This window comes from Pseudomonas monachiensis (assembly GCF_047345015.1).
GTDB classification, from domain to species: domain Bacteria; phylum Pseudomonadota; class Gammaproteobacteria; order Pseudomonadales; family Pseudomonadaceae; genus Aquipseudomonas; species Aquipseudomonas monachiensis.
In genome coordinates, this window is record NZ_CP178857.1 from 6,239,608 (window position 1) to 6,253,251 (window position 13,644).

12 protein-coding genes are annotated in these 13,644 nt (G+C 59.8%); 9 read left to right on the forward strand and 3 right to left on the reverse strand.

The window, feature by feature from the left end; translation table 11 throughout:
• The first annotated feature begins 65 nt into the window (after positions 1–65).
• The gene (gene znuA, locus ACMDB8_RS28255) at positions 66–986 is read left to right on the forward strand and encodes a zinc ABC transporter substrate-binding protein ZnuA (protein WP_082563011.1); all 921 of its coding nucleotides are present in this window, start codon (positions 66–68) and stop codon (positions 984–986) included.
• Between the two features lie 79 nt (positions 987–1,065).
• Here the strand turns inward: znuA and ACMDB8_RS28260 are convergent, their stop codons facing one another.
• Positions 1,066–2,019 (reverse strand): homoserine kinase, encoded by a 954-nt coding sequence (locus ACMDB8_RS28260; RefSeq protein ID WP_409078221.1) that lies wholly within the window; start codon positions 2,017–2,019, stop codon positions 1,066–1,068.
• A gap of 57 nt (positions 2,020–2,076) precedes the next feature.
• A complete protein-coding gene (locus ACMDB8_RS28265) occupies positions 2,077–2,367 on the reverse strand; it encodes a DUF2782 domain-containing protein (RefSeq protein ID WP_015092908.1) in 291 nt (96 codons plus the stop codon).
• Positions 2,368–2,441: 74 nt separating this feature from the next.
• On the opposite strand from ACMDB8_RS28265, the gene polA reads away from it, so the two are divergent.
• Entirely contained in the window at positions 2,442–5,246 is a 2,805-nt protein-coding gene (gene polA, locus ACMDB8_RS28270) for a DNA polymerase I (RefSeq protein ID WP_056726710.1), read from the forward strand.
• A 323-nt stretch (positions 5,247–5,569) separates the two neighbouring features.
• Here polA and yihA read toward each other — a convergent pair whose 3' ends face one another.
• Positions 5,570–6,214 carry a ribosome biogenesis GTP-binding protein YihA/YsxC gene (gene yihA / locus ACMDB8_RS28275; RefSeq protein ID WP_046042671.1) on the reverse strand — a complete coding sequence of 215 codons (645 nt, stop codon included), beginning with the start codon at positions 6,212–6,214 and terminating at the stop codon, positions 5,570–5,572.
• Positions 6,215–6,405: 191 nt separating this feature from the next.
• Between yihA and ACMDB8_RS28280 the strand changes: the two genes are divergently transcribed.
• From ACMDB8_RS28280 to ACMDB8_RS28310, 7 genes are all read left to right on the forward strand, one after another.
• Positions 6,406–6,696: a c-type cytochrome gene (locus tag ACMDB8_RS28280; RefSeq protein ID WP_008002190.1), complete on the forward strand. Its 291-nt coding sequence runs from the start codon at positions 6,406–6,408 to the stop codon at positions 6,694–6,696.
• Between the two features lie 45 nt (positions 6,697–6,741).
• Positions 6,742–7,371 (forward strand): c-type cytochrome, encoded by a 630-nt coding sequence (locus tag ACMDB8_RS28285; RefSeq protein WP_056726709.1) that lies wholly within the window; start codon positions 6,742–6,744, stop codon positions 7,369–7,371.
• Between the two features lie 200 nt (positions 7,372–7,571).
• Positions 7,572–8,213: a thiol:disulfide interchange protein DsbA/DsbL gene (locus ACMDB8_RS28290; RefSeq protein WP_056726708.1), complete on the forward strand. Its 642-nt coding sequence runs from the start codon at positions 7,572–7,574 to the stop codon at positions 8,211–8,213.
• Positions 8,214–8,227: 14 nt separating this feature from the next.
• Positions 8,228–9,106: an endonuclease/exonuclease/phosphatase family protein gene (locus ACMDB8_RS28295; protein WP_056726707.1), complete on the forward strand. Its 879-nt coding sequence runs from the start codon at positions 8,228–8,230 to the stop codon at positions 9,104–9,106.
• On the forward strand, positions 9,103–11,082 hold the full coding sequence (locus ACMDB8_RS28300; protein ID WP_409078222.1) for a GGDEF domain-containing protein: 1,980 nt from the start codon (positions 9,103–9,105) through the stop codon (positions 11,080–11,082). The genes ACMDB8_RS28295 and ACMDB8_RS28300 overlap by 4 nt, the downstream gene beginning before the upstream one ends.
• Before the next feature lie 92 nt (positions 11,083–11,174).
• Complete coding sequence (locus tag ACMDB8_RS28305) at positions 11,175–11,954, forward strand: N-acetylmuramoyl-L-alanine amidase (RefSeq protein WP_223542701.1); 780 nt, start codon at positions 11,175–11,177, stop codon at positions 11,952–11,954.
• 76 nt (positions 11,955–12,030) lie between these two features.
• Complete coding sequence (locus ACMDB8_RS28310; RefSeq protein ID WP_056726704.1) at positions 12,031–13,644, forward strand: EAL domain-containing protein; 1,614 nt, start codon at positions 12,031–12,033, stop codon at positions 13,642–13,644.

Sequence of the window (13,644 nt, forward strand, 5' to 3'; positions counted from 1 at the left end):
AGCGGCGACGACGATTGTGAGAGACGTTATTATGTTACCCGTTCTCGCCTCTTCGAGTGGTCATCGTGTCCCGACTTTTTTCTGTTTTTGTCGCATTTATCGCAAGTTTTCTGCTGATCGGTTCGGCGCAGGCCGAGGTCAAGGTCCTTACCAGCATCAAGCCTCTGCAGTTGATCGCGGCTGCAGTGCAGGACGGCGTGGCGATCCCCGAGGTTTTGCTGCCACCGGGTGCTTCGCCGCATAACTATGCGTTGCGGCCTTCCGACGTACGTAAGGTGCAGTCGGTGGACCTGCTGTACTGGATCGGCCCGGACATGGAAGGCTTCCTGCCACGGGTGCTCAATGGTCGTACGTTGCCTAACGTCGCCGTGCAGGATTTGCCGGGCATGAAACTGCGTCGTTTTGCCGAAGATAACCACTCACACGCCGAAGAAGCCGACGAGCACGACCACGATCACCGTCCGGGCAGTCTGGATGCGCACCTGTGGCTGTCGCCGGTCAACGCCCGGGTCATCGCCACGAAAATGGCGGCTGACTTGATTGCCGCCGATCCTGCAAATGCCGCGCGCTATCAGAGCAATCTGAAAGCCTTCGACGAGCGTCTCGATGCGTTGGATGCGCGCCTGAAGAAACGCCTGGCCGATGTTCAAGGCAAGCCCTACTTCGTTTTCCACGAAGCCTTCGACTACTTCGAAGACGCCTACGGCCTCAAGCACGTGGGTGTGTTCAGCGTCGCGGCCGAAGTGCAACCCGGTGCCCAGCATGTCGCGGCAATGCGCGCGCGGTTGCAGGAAGTCGGCAAGACCTGTGTGTTCAGTGAACCACCGCTGCGGCCACGCCTGGCGGAAACCCTGGTGGCCGGACTGCCAGTGAAGCTGGCTGAACTGGATGCGCTGGGCGGGTACACGCCGGCGACCGCTCAGGGCTATGAGCAGGTGTTGGAGAAGTTGGGGAATGATCTGGCAGGGTGCCTGGAGTCGTTGTAACCGCTGAAACAAAAAGATCGCAGCCTTCGGCAGCTCCTACATTGCTCCGTAGGAGCTGCCGAAGGCTGCGATCTTTGCTTTAAAGGGCGAAAGGCAGCGGCGTATTGACCGTCTGGCGCTGCGCCAGGCGTAACTGGAACTCCATCGGATCGTGAATCAACACGTCCTGCCCGGCGAACGACTCCGCGGCGATCAAGCGTGACAACCAGAACCGTACGCAGGCGACCCGCAGCATGGTCGGCCACAACTCGGCTTCGGCGGCGGTGAACGGTCGCAAGGCCGCGTAAGCGCCGAGCAAGGCCCGCGCTCGTGGTCCATCGATCACGCCATCGTCGTCCGAGCACCAGTCGTTCAAGGCAATCGCCACGTCGTAGAGCATCGGCCCGGAGCAGGCGTTGTAGAAGTCGATCAACCCGGTCAGGTGCGTGCCTTCGAACATCGCGTTGTCACGGAACAGGTCGGCGTGAATGTTCGCCCGTGGCAGTGCCAGGATTTTTACTTTCTGCCGGGTGATTTCTTCCAGCGCCCGCTGCAGCAGCTCTTTCTGCTCGGCACCACCGAGGTGCGACAAAAACTGCGTGCCCTCTTCCAGCATCCAGTCCAGGCCGCGATCGGTTTTGCGCTTGATCATGTTGGCCTGGGTCGCCAGGTGCAGATGGCCGAGTAACTCACCTACCTGCGCGCAATGTTGCGCGTTGGCTTGCTTGATGTGTTTGCCAGCCAGGCGCGGTTGCAGCAACGCAGGCTTGCCCGCCAGTTCGCGCAAGGCCACGCCGTCGGTGGTGCGCAAGGCATAAGGCACCGGCAGGTCCGCGCCGTGCAGCACGTCGAGCAGTTCGATGAAGAACTGCATTTCCTGAACCGGGCCGCGCTCGACCAGGGTCAGGACAAATTCGCCCTGCTCCAGGCTGATAAAGAAATTGGTGTTTTCGCTACCGGCGGCAATCCCCTGGAAATCAAGCAGGCGGCCGAGGCCATAAGGGGCGAGAAAAGCTTCCAGCTCGGGCCGAGCCAGGGGGGTGAACACAGACATGTTTAAGCTGCCAGTACGGGCGCCGCTATTGAGCCGGCGCCGATTGAAATTAAGAAACTACTTCCATTCGAAAATCTTCCACGACGGAATCAGCATATCGGGCTGATCCGAGCGGATAAAGTTACCGTCCGATCCATCTGCCCGCACCAGAAAGTACGGTTTTCCGCCCTTCGGTGTTACCTGAATGGCATACAGGAAGCCATTCTGGCGGTACTCCTTGATCGTGTTGTCGCCTTCCGTGCGAATAGTCACATCCGGTTCCGGCGATGGCGCATCGTCCGCCGCCATGACGGCCAGTGGTGTGATTGCAAACAAGCCAGCCAGCAACAGGCGATTTAGTGTGCGCATGATAACCTTGTCCCTTTGTCGTCAACGGTCCCGCTATTCTAGCGCCGGACCCGCCGAAAAGGTTGATCCTGCTCATGAGCCAAGCCCCCCTCGTCCTGGTGGACGGTTCTTCTTACCTGTACCGCGCCTTTCACGCACTGCCACCGCTGACCACGTCCAAAGGCCTGCCGACCGGCGCGGTCAAGGGCGTGTTGAACATGCTCAAGAGCCTGCGCAAGCAATATCCGAACAGTCCGTTCGCCGTGGTGTTCGACGCCAAGGGTGGGACTTTTCGCGATGAGATGTTCGCCGAATACAAGGCCAACCGTCCGAGCATGCCCGACGACATGCGCTTGCAGATCGAGCCGCTGCACCAGAGCGTGATCGCCCTGGGCTTCCCGCTGCTGTGCGTCGAAGGCGTCGAGGCCGATGACGTGATCGGCACCTTGGCCCGCAGCAGCGCGGCGGCGGATCGTCCGGTGATCATCTCTACCGGTGACAAGGACATGGCGCAACTGGTCGACGGTCACATTACCTTGGTCAACACCATGACCGGTAGCAGCATGGACGTGGAGGGCGTGAAGGAGAAATTTGGCGTCGCTCCGGAGCAGATCATCGATTATTTGGCGCTCATGGGCGATTCGTCCGACAACATTCCAGGTGTTCCGGGTATTGGCCCGAAAACGGCTTCCGGCCTGCTGGTCGGTGTGAACGGGGGCCTGACCGAACTCTATGCGCAGCTCGACATTGTGCCGACCCTGCCGATTCGCGGCGCCAAGACCCTGCCGGCCAAGCTCGAAGAGCACAAGGAAATGGCTTTCCTTTCCTATCGGCTGGCGACCATCAAGGTCGATGTGCCGCTGGACGTTGGGCTCGATGACCTGCAAATGGGTCCTGAAGATCCGGCCAAACTCTACGAGCTGTACACCCTGCTGGAATTCAAGAGCTGGTTGAACGACCTCGATAGGGATGCCAAGCGTCTGGAGCTGAGCGCTACCGCCGAGCCTGCACCGGCCGCCGATCTGTTCAGCGAACCAGAGGCCGAAGCGCCAGCCGCCGCTGCTGAAGCCGCCTATGAAACCATCCTCGATCAGGCGCGGTTCGATGCCTGGCTGGAAAAGCTGAACAACGCCAAACTGTTTGCCTTCGATACCGAAACCACCGGCATCGATGCGCAGCAGGCGCAACTGGTGGGCCTGTCGTTCGCGGTTCAGGCCAATGAAGCGGCCTACATCCCGTTGACCCATTCCTACATTGGCGTGCCGCAGCAGCTGGATCGCGATACGGTCCTGCGCGTACTCAAGCCGATTCTGGAAGACCCGAGCAAACTCAAGGTCGGCCAGCACGCCAAGTTCGACATGAACATCCTGGCCAACTGCGCCATCGGCGGCGATCAGGACAACGGCATTACCGTGCGTGGCATCGCCTTCGACACCATGCTTGAGTCCTACGTACTCAACTCCACGGCCACGCGCCATGACATGGACAGCCTGGCGCAGAAGTATCTGGACCACACCACAGTGAGTTTTCAGGACATCGCCGGCAAAGGCGTGAAACAGCTGACGTTCGACCAGATCGCCCTGGAGCAGGCCGGGCCCTACGCCGCCGAAGATGCAGATATCACCCTGCGCTTGCACCATGCCCTGTTCGAAAAGCTCTCGGCCATTCCGAGCCTGGCCAGCGTGCTGACCGACATCGAAATCCCGTTGGTACCGGTATTGGCGCGTATCGAGCGCCAGGGCGCATACGTCGACGCCGCCTTGCTGGGCGTGCAAAGCATTGAACTGGGCGACAAGATGGTGGCGCTGGAGCGTGAAGCCTTTGAGATTGCAGGTGAGGAATTCAACCTCGGTTCGCCCAAGCAGCTTGGCGTGATCCTTTACGAGAAGCTCGGCCTGCCGGTATTGAAGAAAACCGCCAAGGGCCAGCCGTCCACCGCCGAAGAAGTGCTGGCCAAACTGGCAGAAGACGACTATCGATTGCCGAAAGTGCTCATGGAATACCGCTCCATGAGCAAGCTGAAAAGCACCTACACCGACCGTCTGCCGGAGCAGATCAACCCGCGTACCGGGCGGATCCATACCTCGTATCACCAGGCAGTGGCGTCCACCGGGCGGCTGTCCTCCAGTGATCCGAACCTGCAGAACATCCCGGTGCGCACCGCCGAAGGGCGGCGCATCCGCCAGGCGTTCGTGGCCCCGGCCGGTTACAAGCTGCTGGCGGCGGATTATTCGCAGATCGAACTGCGGATCATGGCGCACCTGTCCCGGGATGAAGGGCTGATGAACGCCTTCCGCCACAATCTGGACGTACACACCGCGACCGCCGCCGAAGTGTTCAAGGTCGAATTGGCCGACGTGACCTCCAACCAGCGCCGCAGCGCCAAGGCGATCAACTTCGGCCTGATCTACGGCATGGGCGCGCAGAAGCTCGGTAAGGACATCGGCGTCGACACCAAGACCGCCAAGGCCTACATCGATACCTACTTCGCCCGGTACCCCGGCGTTCGCCAGTACATGGACCGCACGCGTGCCCAGGCCGCCGAGCAAGGGTATGTCGAGACGTTCTTCGGCCGTCGCCTGTACCTGCCGGACATCAACTCCAACAAGCCGCAAGAGCGCGCCGCCGCCGAACGCACGGCGATCAACGCGCCGATGCAAGGCACCGCTGCAGACATCATCAAGAAAGCCATGGTCGCGGTGGATAACTGGCTGAGCGTGTCGGGCCTCGACGCCAAAGTCATCTTGCAGGTGCACGATGAGCTGGTGCTCGAGGTGCGTGAAGACCTGGTCGACCAGGTTCGCGATGAAATTCGCGTGCACATGAGCGAGGCGGCGAAACTGGATGTGCCGTTGCTGGTCGAAGTGGGTGTTGGAAACAACTGGGATGAGGCTCACTGAGCCCCCTGAAAAGACCTTTTCTGCTGCGGCATAGTGCCGCGGCAGAAGGGCGCAAAAAACAGTTTGGTCCGAAGGGTTATCAGAGTTATTTCAAACCCATTTGAAAAAAATCTGAACTAATCTTGCACACCACCACTCAGAGTTACTGAATGGCTGGTGAAGCCCTTCGATGCTCCTATGTTGTGTTAAGTGTTGGCAGATATCTGGACCCCGCCCTAGCGGTCTAGAGCTTCAACCCCGGAACTTCTCCCTCCCCATATGAAGCCCGGGGTTTTTTTTGCCCCGAGAAAACTGCCCGCGTGCACCGCAGGCAGTTTTCGCACTTACTGGGCTTCTGCTTCGGCACCCTTGTCCGCCAGTTCCATCCAGCCGGCCAGTACGGTGTAGGCATCTTCCAGGCCCATGCGTTTCGGGGCCGAAAACAGCTGGATTGTCACCAGATCGCCCCAGCCCTTGCGGATTTCCGCCTGAACCTTGAGCAGTGTGTTCTTGGCCGCGCCGTAGGTCAGCTTGTCCGCTTTGGTCAGCAGAATGTGCATCGGCATGCCGGCAGCCACGGCCCAGTCGAGCATCAACAGGTCGAAATCGGTCATCGGATGGCGGATGTCCATCATCAGGATCAGACCTTTCAAACTCTCGCGACCACCCAGATATGCCTCCAGGTGACGCTGCCAGTGTTGCTTGAGCGGGATCGGTACTTTTGCATAACCGTAGCCCGGCAGGTCGACCAGACGGCGTTCATCGTCTAGCTTGAAGAAATTCAACAGTTGCGTGCGCCCCGGGGTTTTCGAGGTGCGCGCCAGGCTGGCGTGCGTCAGGGTGTTCAAGGCACTCGACTTGCCGGCGTTGGAACGCCCGGCGAAGGCGACTTCGAAGCCCTCGTCATCCGGACATTGGTCGACTTTGGCGGCGCTGAGCATGAAGGTGGACTGTTGGCACAGACCGAGGATGGGATTCTTGAGTTGCATGGGATTTCCGATGTGGGCGGCGCCAGGAATGGGTGCGGCAAGCAGTGTCGCTTCCGTTTCAGTGACGCCAGTATATAATGCCGCAGATTTTGTGTGCGCTTTGTCCCAGCGTAGGATGAAGTTCACGAGAGCGACAGACCTTGATTGCGCACTAGAACGCAGCTCGCTCTCAACCCTGAAAAGGTCGTTTTATGACGAAATGGCTGCTAGCTGCCGGTGTATTGATGCCGCTTTACAGCGCTCAGGCTACACAGGATCCGGAAGCTGTGTACAACCGTGTTTGTGGTGCCTGTCATTCCGGCCAACTCCCCATGGCGCCGAAAAAAGGCGATCAGGAAGCTTGGACGCCGAGGTTGGCGAAAGGTATGGAGACGCTGGTGCAACACGTGACCCAGGGTTTCAAGGCGATGCCGCCGCGTGGTTTGTGCATGGACTGCAGTGCCGAGGATTACCAAGCCATCATCCTTTGGATGAGCGAGTAAGCCCGGTCCATAACTCTTAACCCTTAGCCGTAGTTGGATTAGCTGATGAAGAAATTGATCGTGAGTCTGCTGTTGACCGTGGGCATCTCCGGCATGGCCCATGCTGCAGGTGAGGCAGTACAACCGGGTGATGCAAAAGCCGGCCAGGCCAAAGCCGCCGTCTGTGGCGCCTGCCACGGCCCGGATGGCAACAGCATGGCGCCAAACTTTCCAAAACTGGCGGGTCAGGGTGAACGCTACCTGACCAAGCAATTGCACGACATCAAGTCGGGCAAGCGCACTGTTCTGGAAATGACCGGCCTGCTCACCAACCTGAGCGATCAGGACCTGGCGGACATCGCCGCCTACTTCGCCAGCCAGAAAGGTAGCGTCGGTGCCGCCGATCCGAAGATTGTCGCTCGCGGTGAAGCCCTGTTCCGTGGTGGTGACCTGGCCAAGGGCTTGCCAGCCTGCACCGGTTGCCACTCGCCAAATGGCGCAGGTAACGCGGCTGCCGGTTTCCCGCACCTGGGTGGTCAGCACGCTCAATACGTCGGCAAGCAACTGGTCGATTTCCGCAAGGAAGAAGGCGGCCGCACCAACGACGGCGATACCAAGCCCATGCAGAGCATTGCCAAGAAGCTGAGCGACGAAGACATCGCCGCGGTGTCCAGCTACATTCAAGGCCTGCACTAAGGCCGGCGGATCAGGCGTTGAGCGGCGAGCTTATCGCCTGCAGTGTTAACGCTCGATTAATCCGTCACAGCAAGTATAAAAAGGGTGGCCTTGGCCGCCCTTTTTTGTGGCCGCTGCCGTTACACTACAGAACTCAAGCCCGCCAGGATCTGTCCGATAACAAGTCGCGCGAGGCGATAAAATTTGTCCAGGAGTAAAGCATGCGTAATCTGATCATCAGCGCCGTTTTTGCCGCTGCCAGCCTGTTCGGCATGACTGCCCAGGCCGCTGACGCCCCCGCCGCGCCTTATGTCGAACTGACCAACCCTGTTCCGGTCGCCGTGCCTGGCAAGATCGAAGTGGTAGAGCTGTTCTGGTACGGCTGCCCGCATTGCTTCGCCTTCGAGCCAGTGATCAATCCGTGGGTCGAGAAGCTGCCTTCGGACGTGAACTTCGTGCGCATTCCAGCCATGTTCGGTGGCCCGTGGGACGCTCACGGCCAGATGTTCCTGACCCTTGAAGCCATGGGTGTCGAACACAACGTCCATGCCGCGGTGTTCAATGCCATTCAGAAAGAACACAAAAAACTGACCGACAAGAACGACATGGCCGACTTCCTCGCTACCCAAGGCGTGGACAAGGACAAGTTCCTTGCGACTTTCGACTCTTTCGCTATCAAGGGCCAGATCGTCAAGGCTCGTGAACTGGCCAAGAAGTACGAAATCTCCGGCGTTCCAACCATGATCGTCAATGGCAAGTACCGCTTTGACGTGGGTTCCGCCGGCGGTGCCGAACAGGCCTTGCAACTGGCCGACAAACTGATCGACAAAGAGCGAGCGGCTAACAAGGCTGCCGCCAACTAAGGGCAGTCACTGCCATGCGCCGATGGGGTACTGAACGCATCGTTGGCCTGCATGATCCGCGGGTCAACGAGCATCATCTGGAGTCCACGGGCTTGCCCGCAGACAGTCGTCTGCGCTTGCTCAGTTTCAATATCCAGGTCGGTATCAGTACCGAGCGCTACCGGCATTACCTGACCCGGGGCTGGCAGCACCTGCTGCCGCACACCGGGCGTGCCGATAACCTGCAGAAAATCGGCAATCTGCTGGGCGACTTCGATCTGGTCGCCTTGCAAGAGGCCGATGGCGGCAGCCTGCGATCAGGCTACGTCAATCAGGTCGAACACCTGGCCCAGCTCGGTGCCTTTCCCTACTGGTATCAACAACTCAATCGCAATCTCGGTCGCCTGGCCCAGCACAGCAATGGCGTGCTCAGCCGGTTGCGCCCATGGGCAATCGAGGATCATCCGTTGCCGGGGCCAAAGGGGCGCGGAGCCATTCTGGTGCGGTTCGGCGAAGGCCCGGAAGCGCTGGTGGTGGTCATGATGCACCTGGCGTTGGGCGCCCGGGCCCGCAGCCTGCAATTGGCCTACATCCGCGAGTTGATTGGCGACTACAAGCACCAGGTACTGATGGGCGACATGAACACCCATGCCAGTGACCTGCTGCAACATTCCCCGTTGCGCGATCTCGGCCTGCTTGCGCCGCAACTGGAAGCGACGTTTCCCAGCTGGCGCCCACAGCGCTGCCTGGACCATATCTTGCTGAGCCCGAGCCTGACCCTGGAAAAGGTCGAGGTGCTGGCACAGCCCATTTCCGATCACCTGCCGGTAGCGGTAGAGATTCGTTTGCCGGGTTCGCTCACGGCCGATGCATTGCCCGCATTGAGTCCTGCCCCTCGCGGAACCCCTGAATGAGCGACGAAGCACAGCGTTGGAAAGAGAAATACCTCAAAAGCATCGAACAACAGGAAAAGCTCGAACGTCGCTGGGACGCGCGGCTCGACTTGCTGCGTCGCGGGCTGGTGCGCAGCACCCTGGCGGCGGAAGGTACTGACCGCGCCGTTGACCAATGCATGAAAGAAATGCGCGAGGTCGTGCGCACCGACGACATGGACGCAGGCCTGGCCGCGCTGATTCCACGCCTTGAAAAGGCAGTGCTCGACTCGGAGCAGCGTCGGGAAACCCGGGTCAACCAGACCAGTGCCGCCCTCAATGCGCTGGTCACACAACTGCAAACATTGCCGTTGCCACGGGATGTGAGTCGGCCACTCAAGAGTTTCGCCAAGCAACTGGATGCGCGAGTCAGTCAGGCACGTGAGATACCCTTGCTGCTCAGCGAGCTGAGTGGCTTGCAGGGCAAGGCCCTGAGCCAGCTGGAGACCCCGACGGAGAATGGCCGGCCGGGCTTGCTGCAGCGGTTGTTCGGCGGTCGTGAAGCGGAGGAGGCAGCGGCATCAACGGTTATTTCTCCTGATCTGGTCTCTGTAGCCAGGAATCCTGCGGCAACTTTCCAGGTACCCCCCGCTGCGCGAGTTGAAGGTGAGTCTGCACCGACCGGGCCAACCGTGGCTGCGCCTGCTCCGGCAATCGTAGCTTTTGCCCACCCGGCTGTGGAACCTCAACCGGCCAGTGCCGTCGCGGCAGAAATCGAATCGGCCGGGCAGTCCGCCCCGGAAACCATCGCGACGACTCCTGAATCGGAAGCAAACCCTGACGAGCTGACCGCGCAAGTTTCGCCGGATAGCTTGCCTTTACCTCCGATGCCTATGGAGGATGTGGCCGTCGTCGATCAGGCGCTATCCGAACACGATATTCTCTATGCACTTCCGGATTCCCCCGAGCCCTCCTACAGCTCGGTGGCCAGTCACATCGAAGACACGCTGCTGGGGCTGCTCGACGACCTGACATTGCCCGAACGTCATCGCCCGCAAGCCGAATCCATGCGCGATCGTTTGAAAAACGGTCTGAACTGGTACGAATTGCTGCCGATCCTCGACGACTTCGCCACGTTGATGCTGGCTATTACCGACAGCGGCCAGCATGAGTTCGAAGCCTATCTGCAACGATTGAACGAGCGTCTCGAGTCGTTCCAGAGCAACTTGCAGGCCGCCACCGCAGGGCACGCCGACAACCGTTCGGCTGCGCGGCAGATGGATACGCAGATCCGTGAACAGGTCGATGGCCTGCAAAGCAGCATGCAGGAAGCGGCGGACCTGGAGGATCTCAAGCACGTACTGGAAAACCATCTCGAAGGCTTGCTGGGTACCATGGACCAGCACCAGAAACAACGCGATGAGCGCGAGCAGGAGGTCGCTGCGCGCTTGCACAGCCTGGCCGAACGGGTCGCCCATATGGAGCAGGAGGCCCAGGGTTACCGCGAGCACCTTGAAGAGCAACGGCAGAAGGCATTGGTCGACCCGTTGACCGGGCTGCCCAACCGTGCGGCCTGGAGCGAGCGCCTGGATCATGAAATCACACAATGGCAGCAACATGGCAACACGTTGTTGCTTGCCATGCTCGACCTCGATCATTTCAAGCGGATCAACGATAACTACGGGCACCTGGCCGGTGACAAAGTGCTGAAAATCATCGCCAGTGTGTTGCGCAAGCGGTTGCGCGGGACGGATTTCATTGCCCGGTTTGGCGGCGAGGAGTTTGTGCTGTTGATGCCATCCACGGTGCCAGCGGCGGGGTTGAAGTTGCTGGAAGCCTTGCGGGCCTCCATTGAGGCTTGTCCTTTCCACTTCAAGGGAGAGCCGGTGACCATCACCGTGTCTATCGGGATGACGGCGTTCAGGCCGGGTGAACACGGCGATCAGGTGCTTAAAAGAGCCGATCAGGCGCTGTATCGCGCAAAAAATGCCGGACGCAATCGCGTGGAGCCGGGCTGATCGTCAATTGTTCCATTTTGTTTGATTGCCGTCAGCCCGCCAGGCATTACGTTACACTGTTGCATTATTGTCTTGTGTGTACTGCCTTCGCCATGAAATATTTTGCTCTGATTGCGTCACTGATTCTGCTGGCCGGCTGCGCCGGCGGTCCCCGTTTTGACACCAGTCATCCCTCAGCCAATTACGACAGCCGTGTGCAGTTCGTGGTGGTGCATTACACCAATGCCTCGCTGGAGCGTTCGTTGCAATTGCTGACCCACGGTGAAGTCAGCAGCCATTACCTGATCGGCGACGACAAGGGCGCCACCATCTACAAGCTGATGGATGAAAATGTGCGAGCTTGGCACGCCGGGGAGAGCGAATGGAATGGCCGGACCTGGCTGAACTCCAGTTCCATCGGTATCGAAATCGTCAATCCGGGCTTCAAGGACACCCCGACCGGACGCGTGTGGTATCCCTACACCGAAGATCAGATCCAGTCGTTGATCGTATTGCTCAAGGACATCAGCAAACGTCAGGGCATCAAGCCTCGCGACATCATCGGCCATAGCGATATTGCACCTTTGCGCAAGCTGGACCCGGGGCCGCTGTTTCCCTGGAAGCGTCTGGCCGCCGAAGGCCTGGGTATCTGGCCGAATGAACAGGCGGTGGCGCGCCAGCAAATGTTGTTCGCCGAGCAGTTGCCGAGCATCAGCTGGTTTCAGGCGCAGTTGACCCGCCTGGGTTATGCCTCGCCACAAACCGGCGAGCTCGATGTCGCGACACGACATGTGATCGCGGCATTCCAGATGCATTTCCGTCCGGCGCACTTCGATGGCACTCCGGATGCGCAAACTGCCGCGCTACTTTTGGTGTTGAATCAGACAAAATAATGACGCCCGCCCGACGGTCAGGGCTTTTTTCCAATCAGCAGCTATAACTCATTGGTAATCCTTCGGATATTTCACAATGACCGCTGCTCGAGAGACCTTACGTAGTTGGTTCCATCGCCCCTGGTTCCTGGGGCTGATGTCTACTGTCTTGAGCGCAACGTTGTTGATGGCCGGCAGCCTGTTCGTTGCCATACACCAGGTCGAGCAAAACGAAAGCGAAGAAATGAATGCTCAGGGCGAACGCTTCCTCGCCCGCCTGGAACAGCTCTTCGGTCAACTGCGTGAAAGCCTTGACGACCTTGAAGCGCAACCGTTGCGCGGTTGCGATGCTGAAATGATCGCAACCCTGCAGCAGGTTTCGTTCAATTATCGCTTCGTCTACGAAGCTGCCTACATGGACTCCTCGCGAATCTGCTCCAATCGCCCCCGCCAGGAAGGGTTGTCGCTGAGTCGATCGCCAGACATCAAGGGCCCGACTTACAGCTATTGGCTCAACACCACCACCGAACCCGATGAAAACCGCGCCGCGCTGATGCTCGGGCGCGGGAATTTCCGGGTCGCGACCTCTCGCGGGCATTTGACCGATATGGTCGACCTGTCGCCGGGCAGCAGCCTGCTGGTAGTCCTGGACCATGGCGCGCGCGCGATTCCGGTGCTCGGCGCTTCTCAGGTATGGCCGCCGGACGAGGCCTGGCCACCGAAAAACCGTGATGCGCTGCAAATCACCCAGGCACGCCTGATATACCGGATGCCCACCGACAACCCGGAATATCAATTGGTGTTGATCAGCCCACGCACCGGCATGCATATCCCGGCGGTCTGGTGGTGGTTGCTGCCGGCCAGCCTCGCGCTGGGCATCTGCGTCGGGTTCCTGGTGTTTCTGCTGGTGCGCCAGCGGCAGTCGCTGGACGCCGAACTGACCGGCGCGATTCGCCGGGGCGAGTTGCAGGTGCTGTATCAACCGATCTTCGACCTCGATAGCCGCAACTGTGTCGGGGCTGAAGCACTGCTGCGCTGGCGCAGGCCGGACGGCACCCTGACCAGTCCCGACCTGTTCATTCCGATGGCAGAGAATACCGGGCAGATTCGCCAGATGACGGACTTCGTCCTGCAACGCCTGCTCGAGCAACTCGGCCAGTTGCTGCGTGCCAACCCGCAGTTGTACATCTCGGTCAATCTCGCGGCGTGTGATGTGATGGTTCCGCGGATCGGCCAGGTGATGGCGCGGTTGTTGACCCTGCACCGCGTCGCTGCGCGGCAAATTGCCTTTGAAGTCACCGAGCGCGGGCTGGTCGATGTGGTGGTGGCCCGGGAAAACCTGCAAGCGCTACGGGATGTCGGACACCAGGTGTTGATCGATGACTTTGGCACCGGCTATTGCAGCCTCGCCTATTTGCAAACCCTGCCGGTGGATTGCCTGAAAATCGACAAGGCGTTCATTGACGCGCTGGGCCATGACGCCGCCAGCAGCGGCGTGGCCCCGCACATCATTCACATGGCCCAGTCGCTGCACCTGAAGGTGATTGCCGAGGGCATCGAGCATGAGGCCCAGGCCGCGTTCCTGTGCAGTGAAGGCGTGAAGTTCGGCCAGGGCTGGCTGTTCGCGCGGGCGCTGAGCGCAGTGCAGTTCACTGAATTGATTACCCGGGGGCGACGTCGGGGAGGCCGGCGCCTGGATGACGAAGCGTGA

Bases quoted from the DNA above. Each gene is read 5' to 3' on its own strand.
- ACMDB8_RS28280 (WP_008002190.1), top strand. From the start codon at position 6,406: ATGACGAAATGGCTGCTAGCTGCCGGTGTATTGATGCCGCTTTACAGC.
- ACMDB8_RS28285 (WP_056726709.1), top strand. From the start codon at position 6,742: ATGAAGAAATTGATCGTGAGTCTGCTGTTGACCGTGGGCATCTCCGGC.
- ACMDB8_RS28260 (WP_409078221.1), bottom strand. From the start codon at position 2,019: ATGTCTGTGTTCACCCCCCTGGCTCGGCCCGAGCTGGAAGCTTTTCTC.
- ACMDB8_RS28300 (WP_409078222.1), top strand. From the start codon at position 9,103: ATGAGCGACGAAGCACAGCGTTGGAAAGAGAAATACCTCAAAAGCATC.
- ACMDB8_RS28265 (WP_015092908.1), bottom strand. From the start codon at position 2,367: ATGCGCACACTAAATCGCCTGTTGCTGGCTGGCTTGTTTGCAATCACA.
- yihA (WP_046042671.1), bottom strand. From the start codon at position 6,214: ATGCAACTCAAGAATCCCATCCTCGGTCTGTGCCAACAGTCCACCTTC.
- ACMDB8_RS28305 (WP_223542701.1), top strand. From the start codon at position 11,175: ATGAAATATTTTGCTCTGATTGCGTCACTGATTCTGCTGGCCGGCTGC.
- ACMDB8_RS28310 (WP_056726704.1), top strand. From the start codon at position 12,031: ATGACCGCTGCTCGAGAGACCTTACGTAGTTGGTTCCATCGCCCCTGG.
- ACMDB8_RS28295 (WP_056726707.1), top strand. From the start codon at position 8,228: ATGCGCCGATGGGGTACTGAACGCATCGTTGGCCTGCATGATCCGCGG.
- ACMDB8_RS28290 (WP_056726708.1), top strand. From the start codon at position 7,572: ATGCGTAATCTGATCATCAGCGCCGTTTTTGCCGCTGCCAGCCTGTTC.
- polA (WP_056726710.1), top strand. From the start codon at position 2,442: ATGAGCCAAGCCCCCCTCGTCCTGGTGGACGGTTCTTCTTACCTGTAC.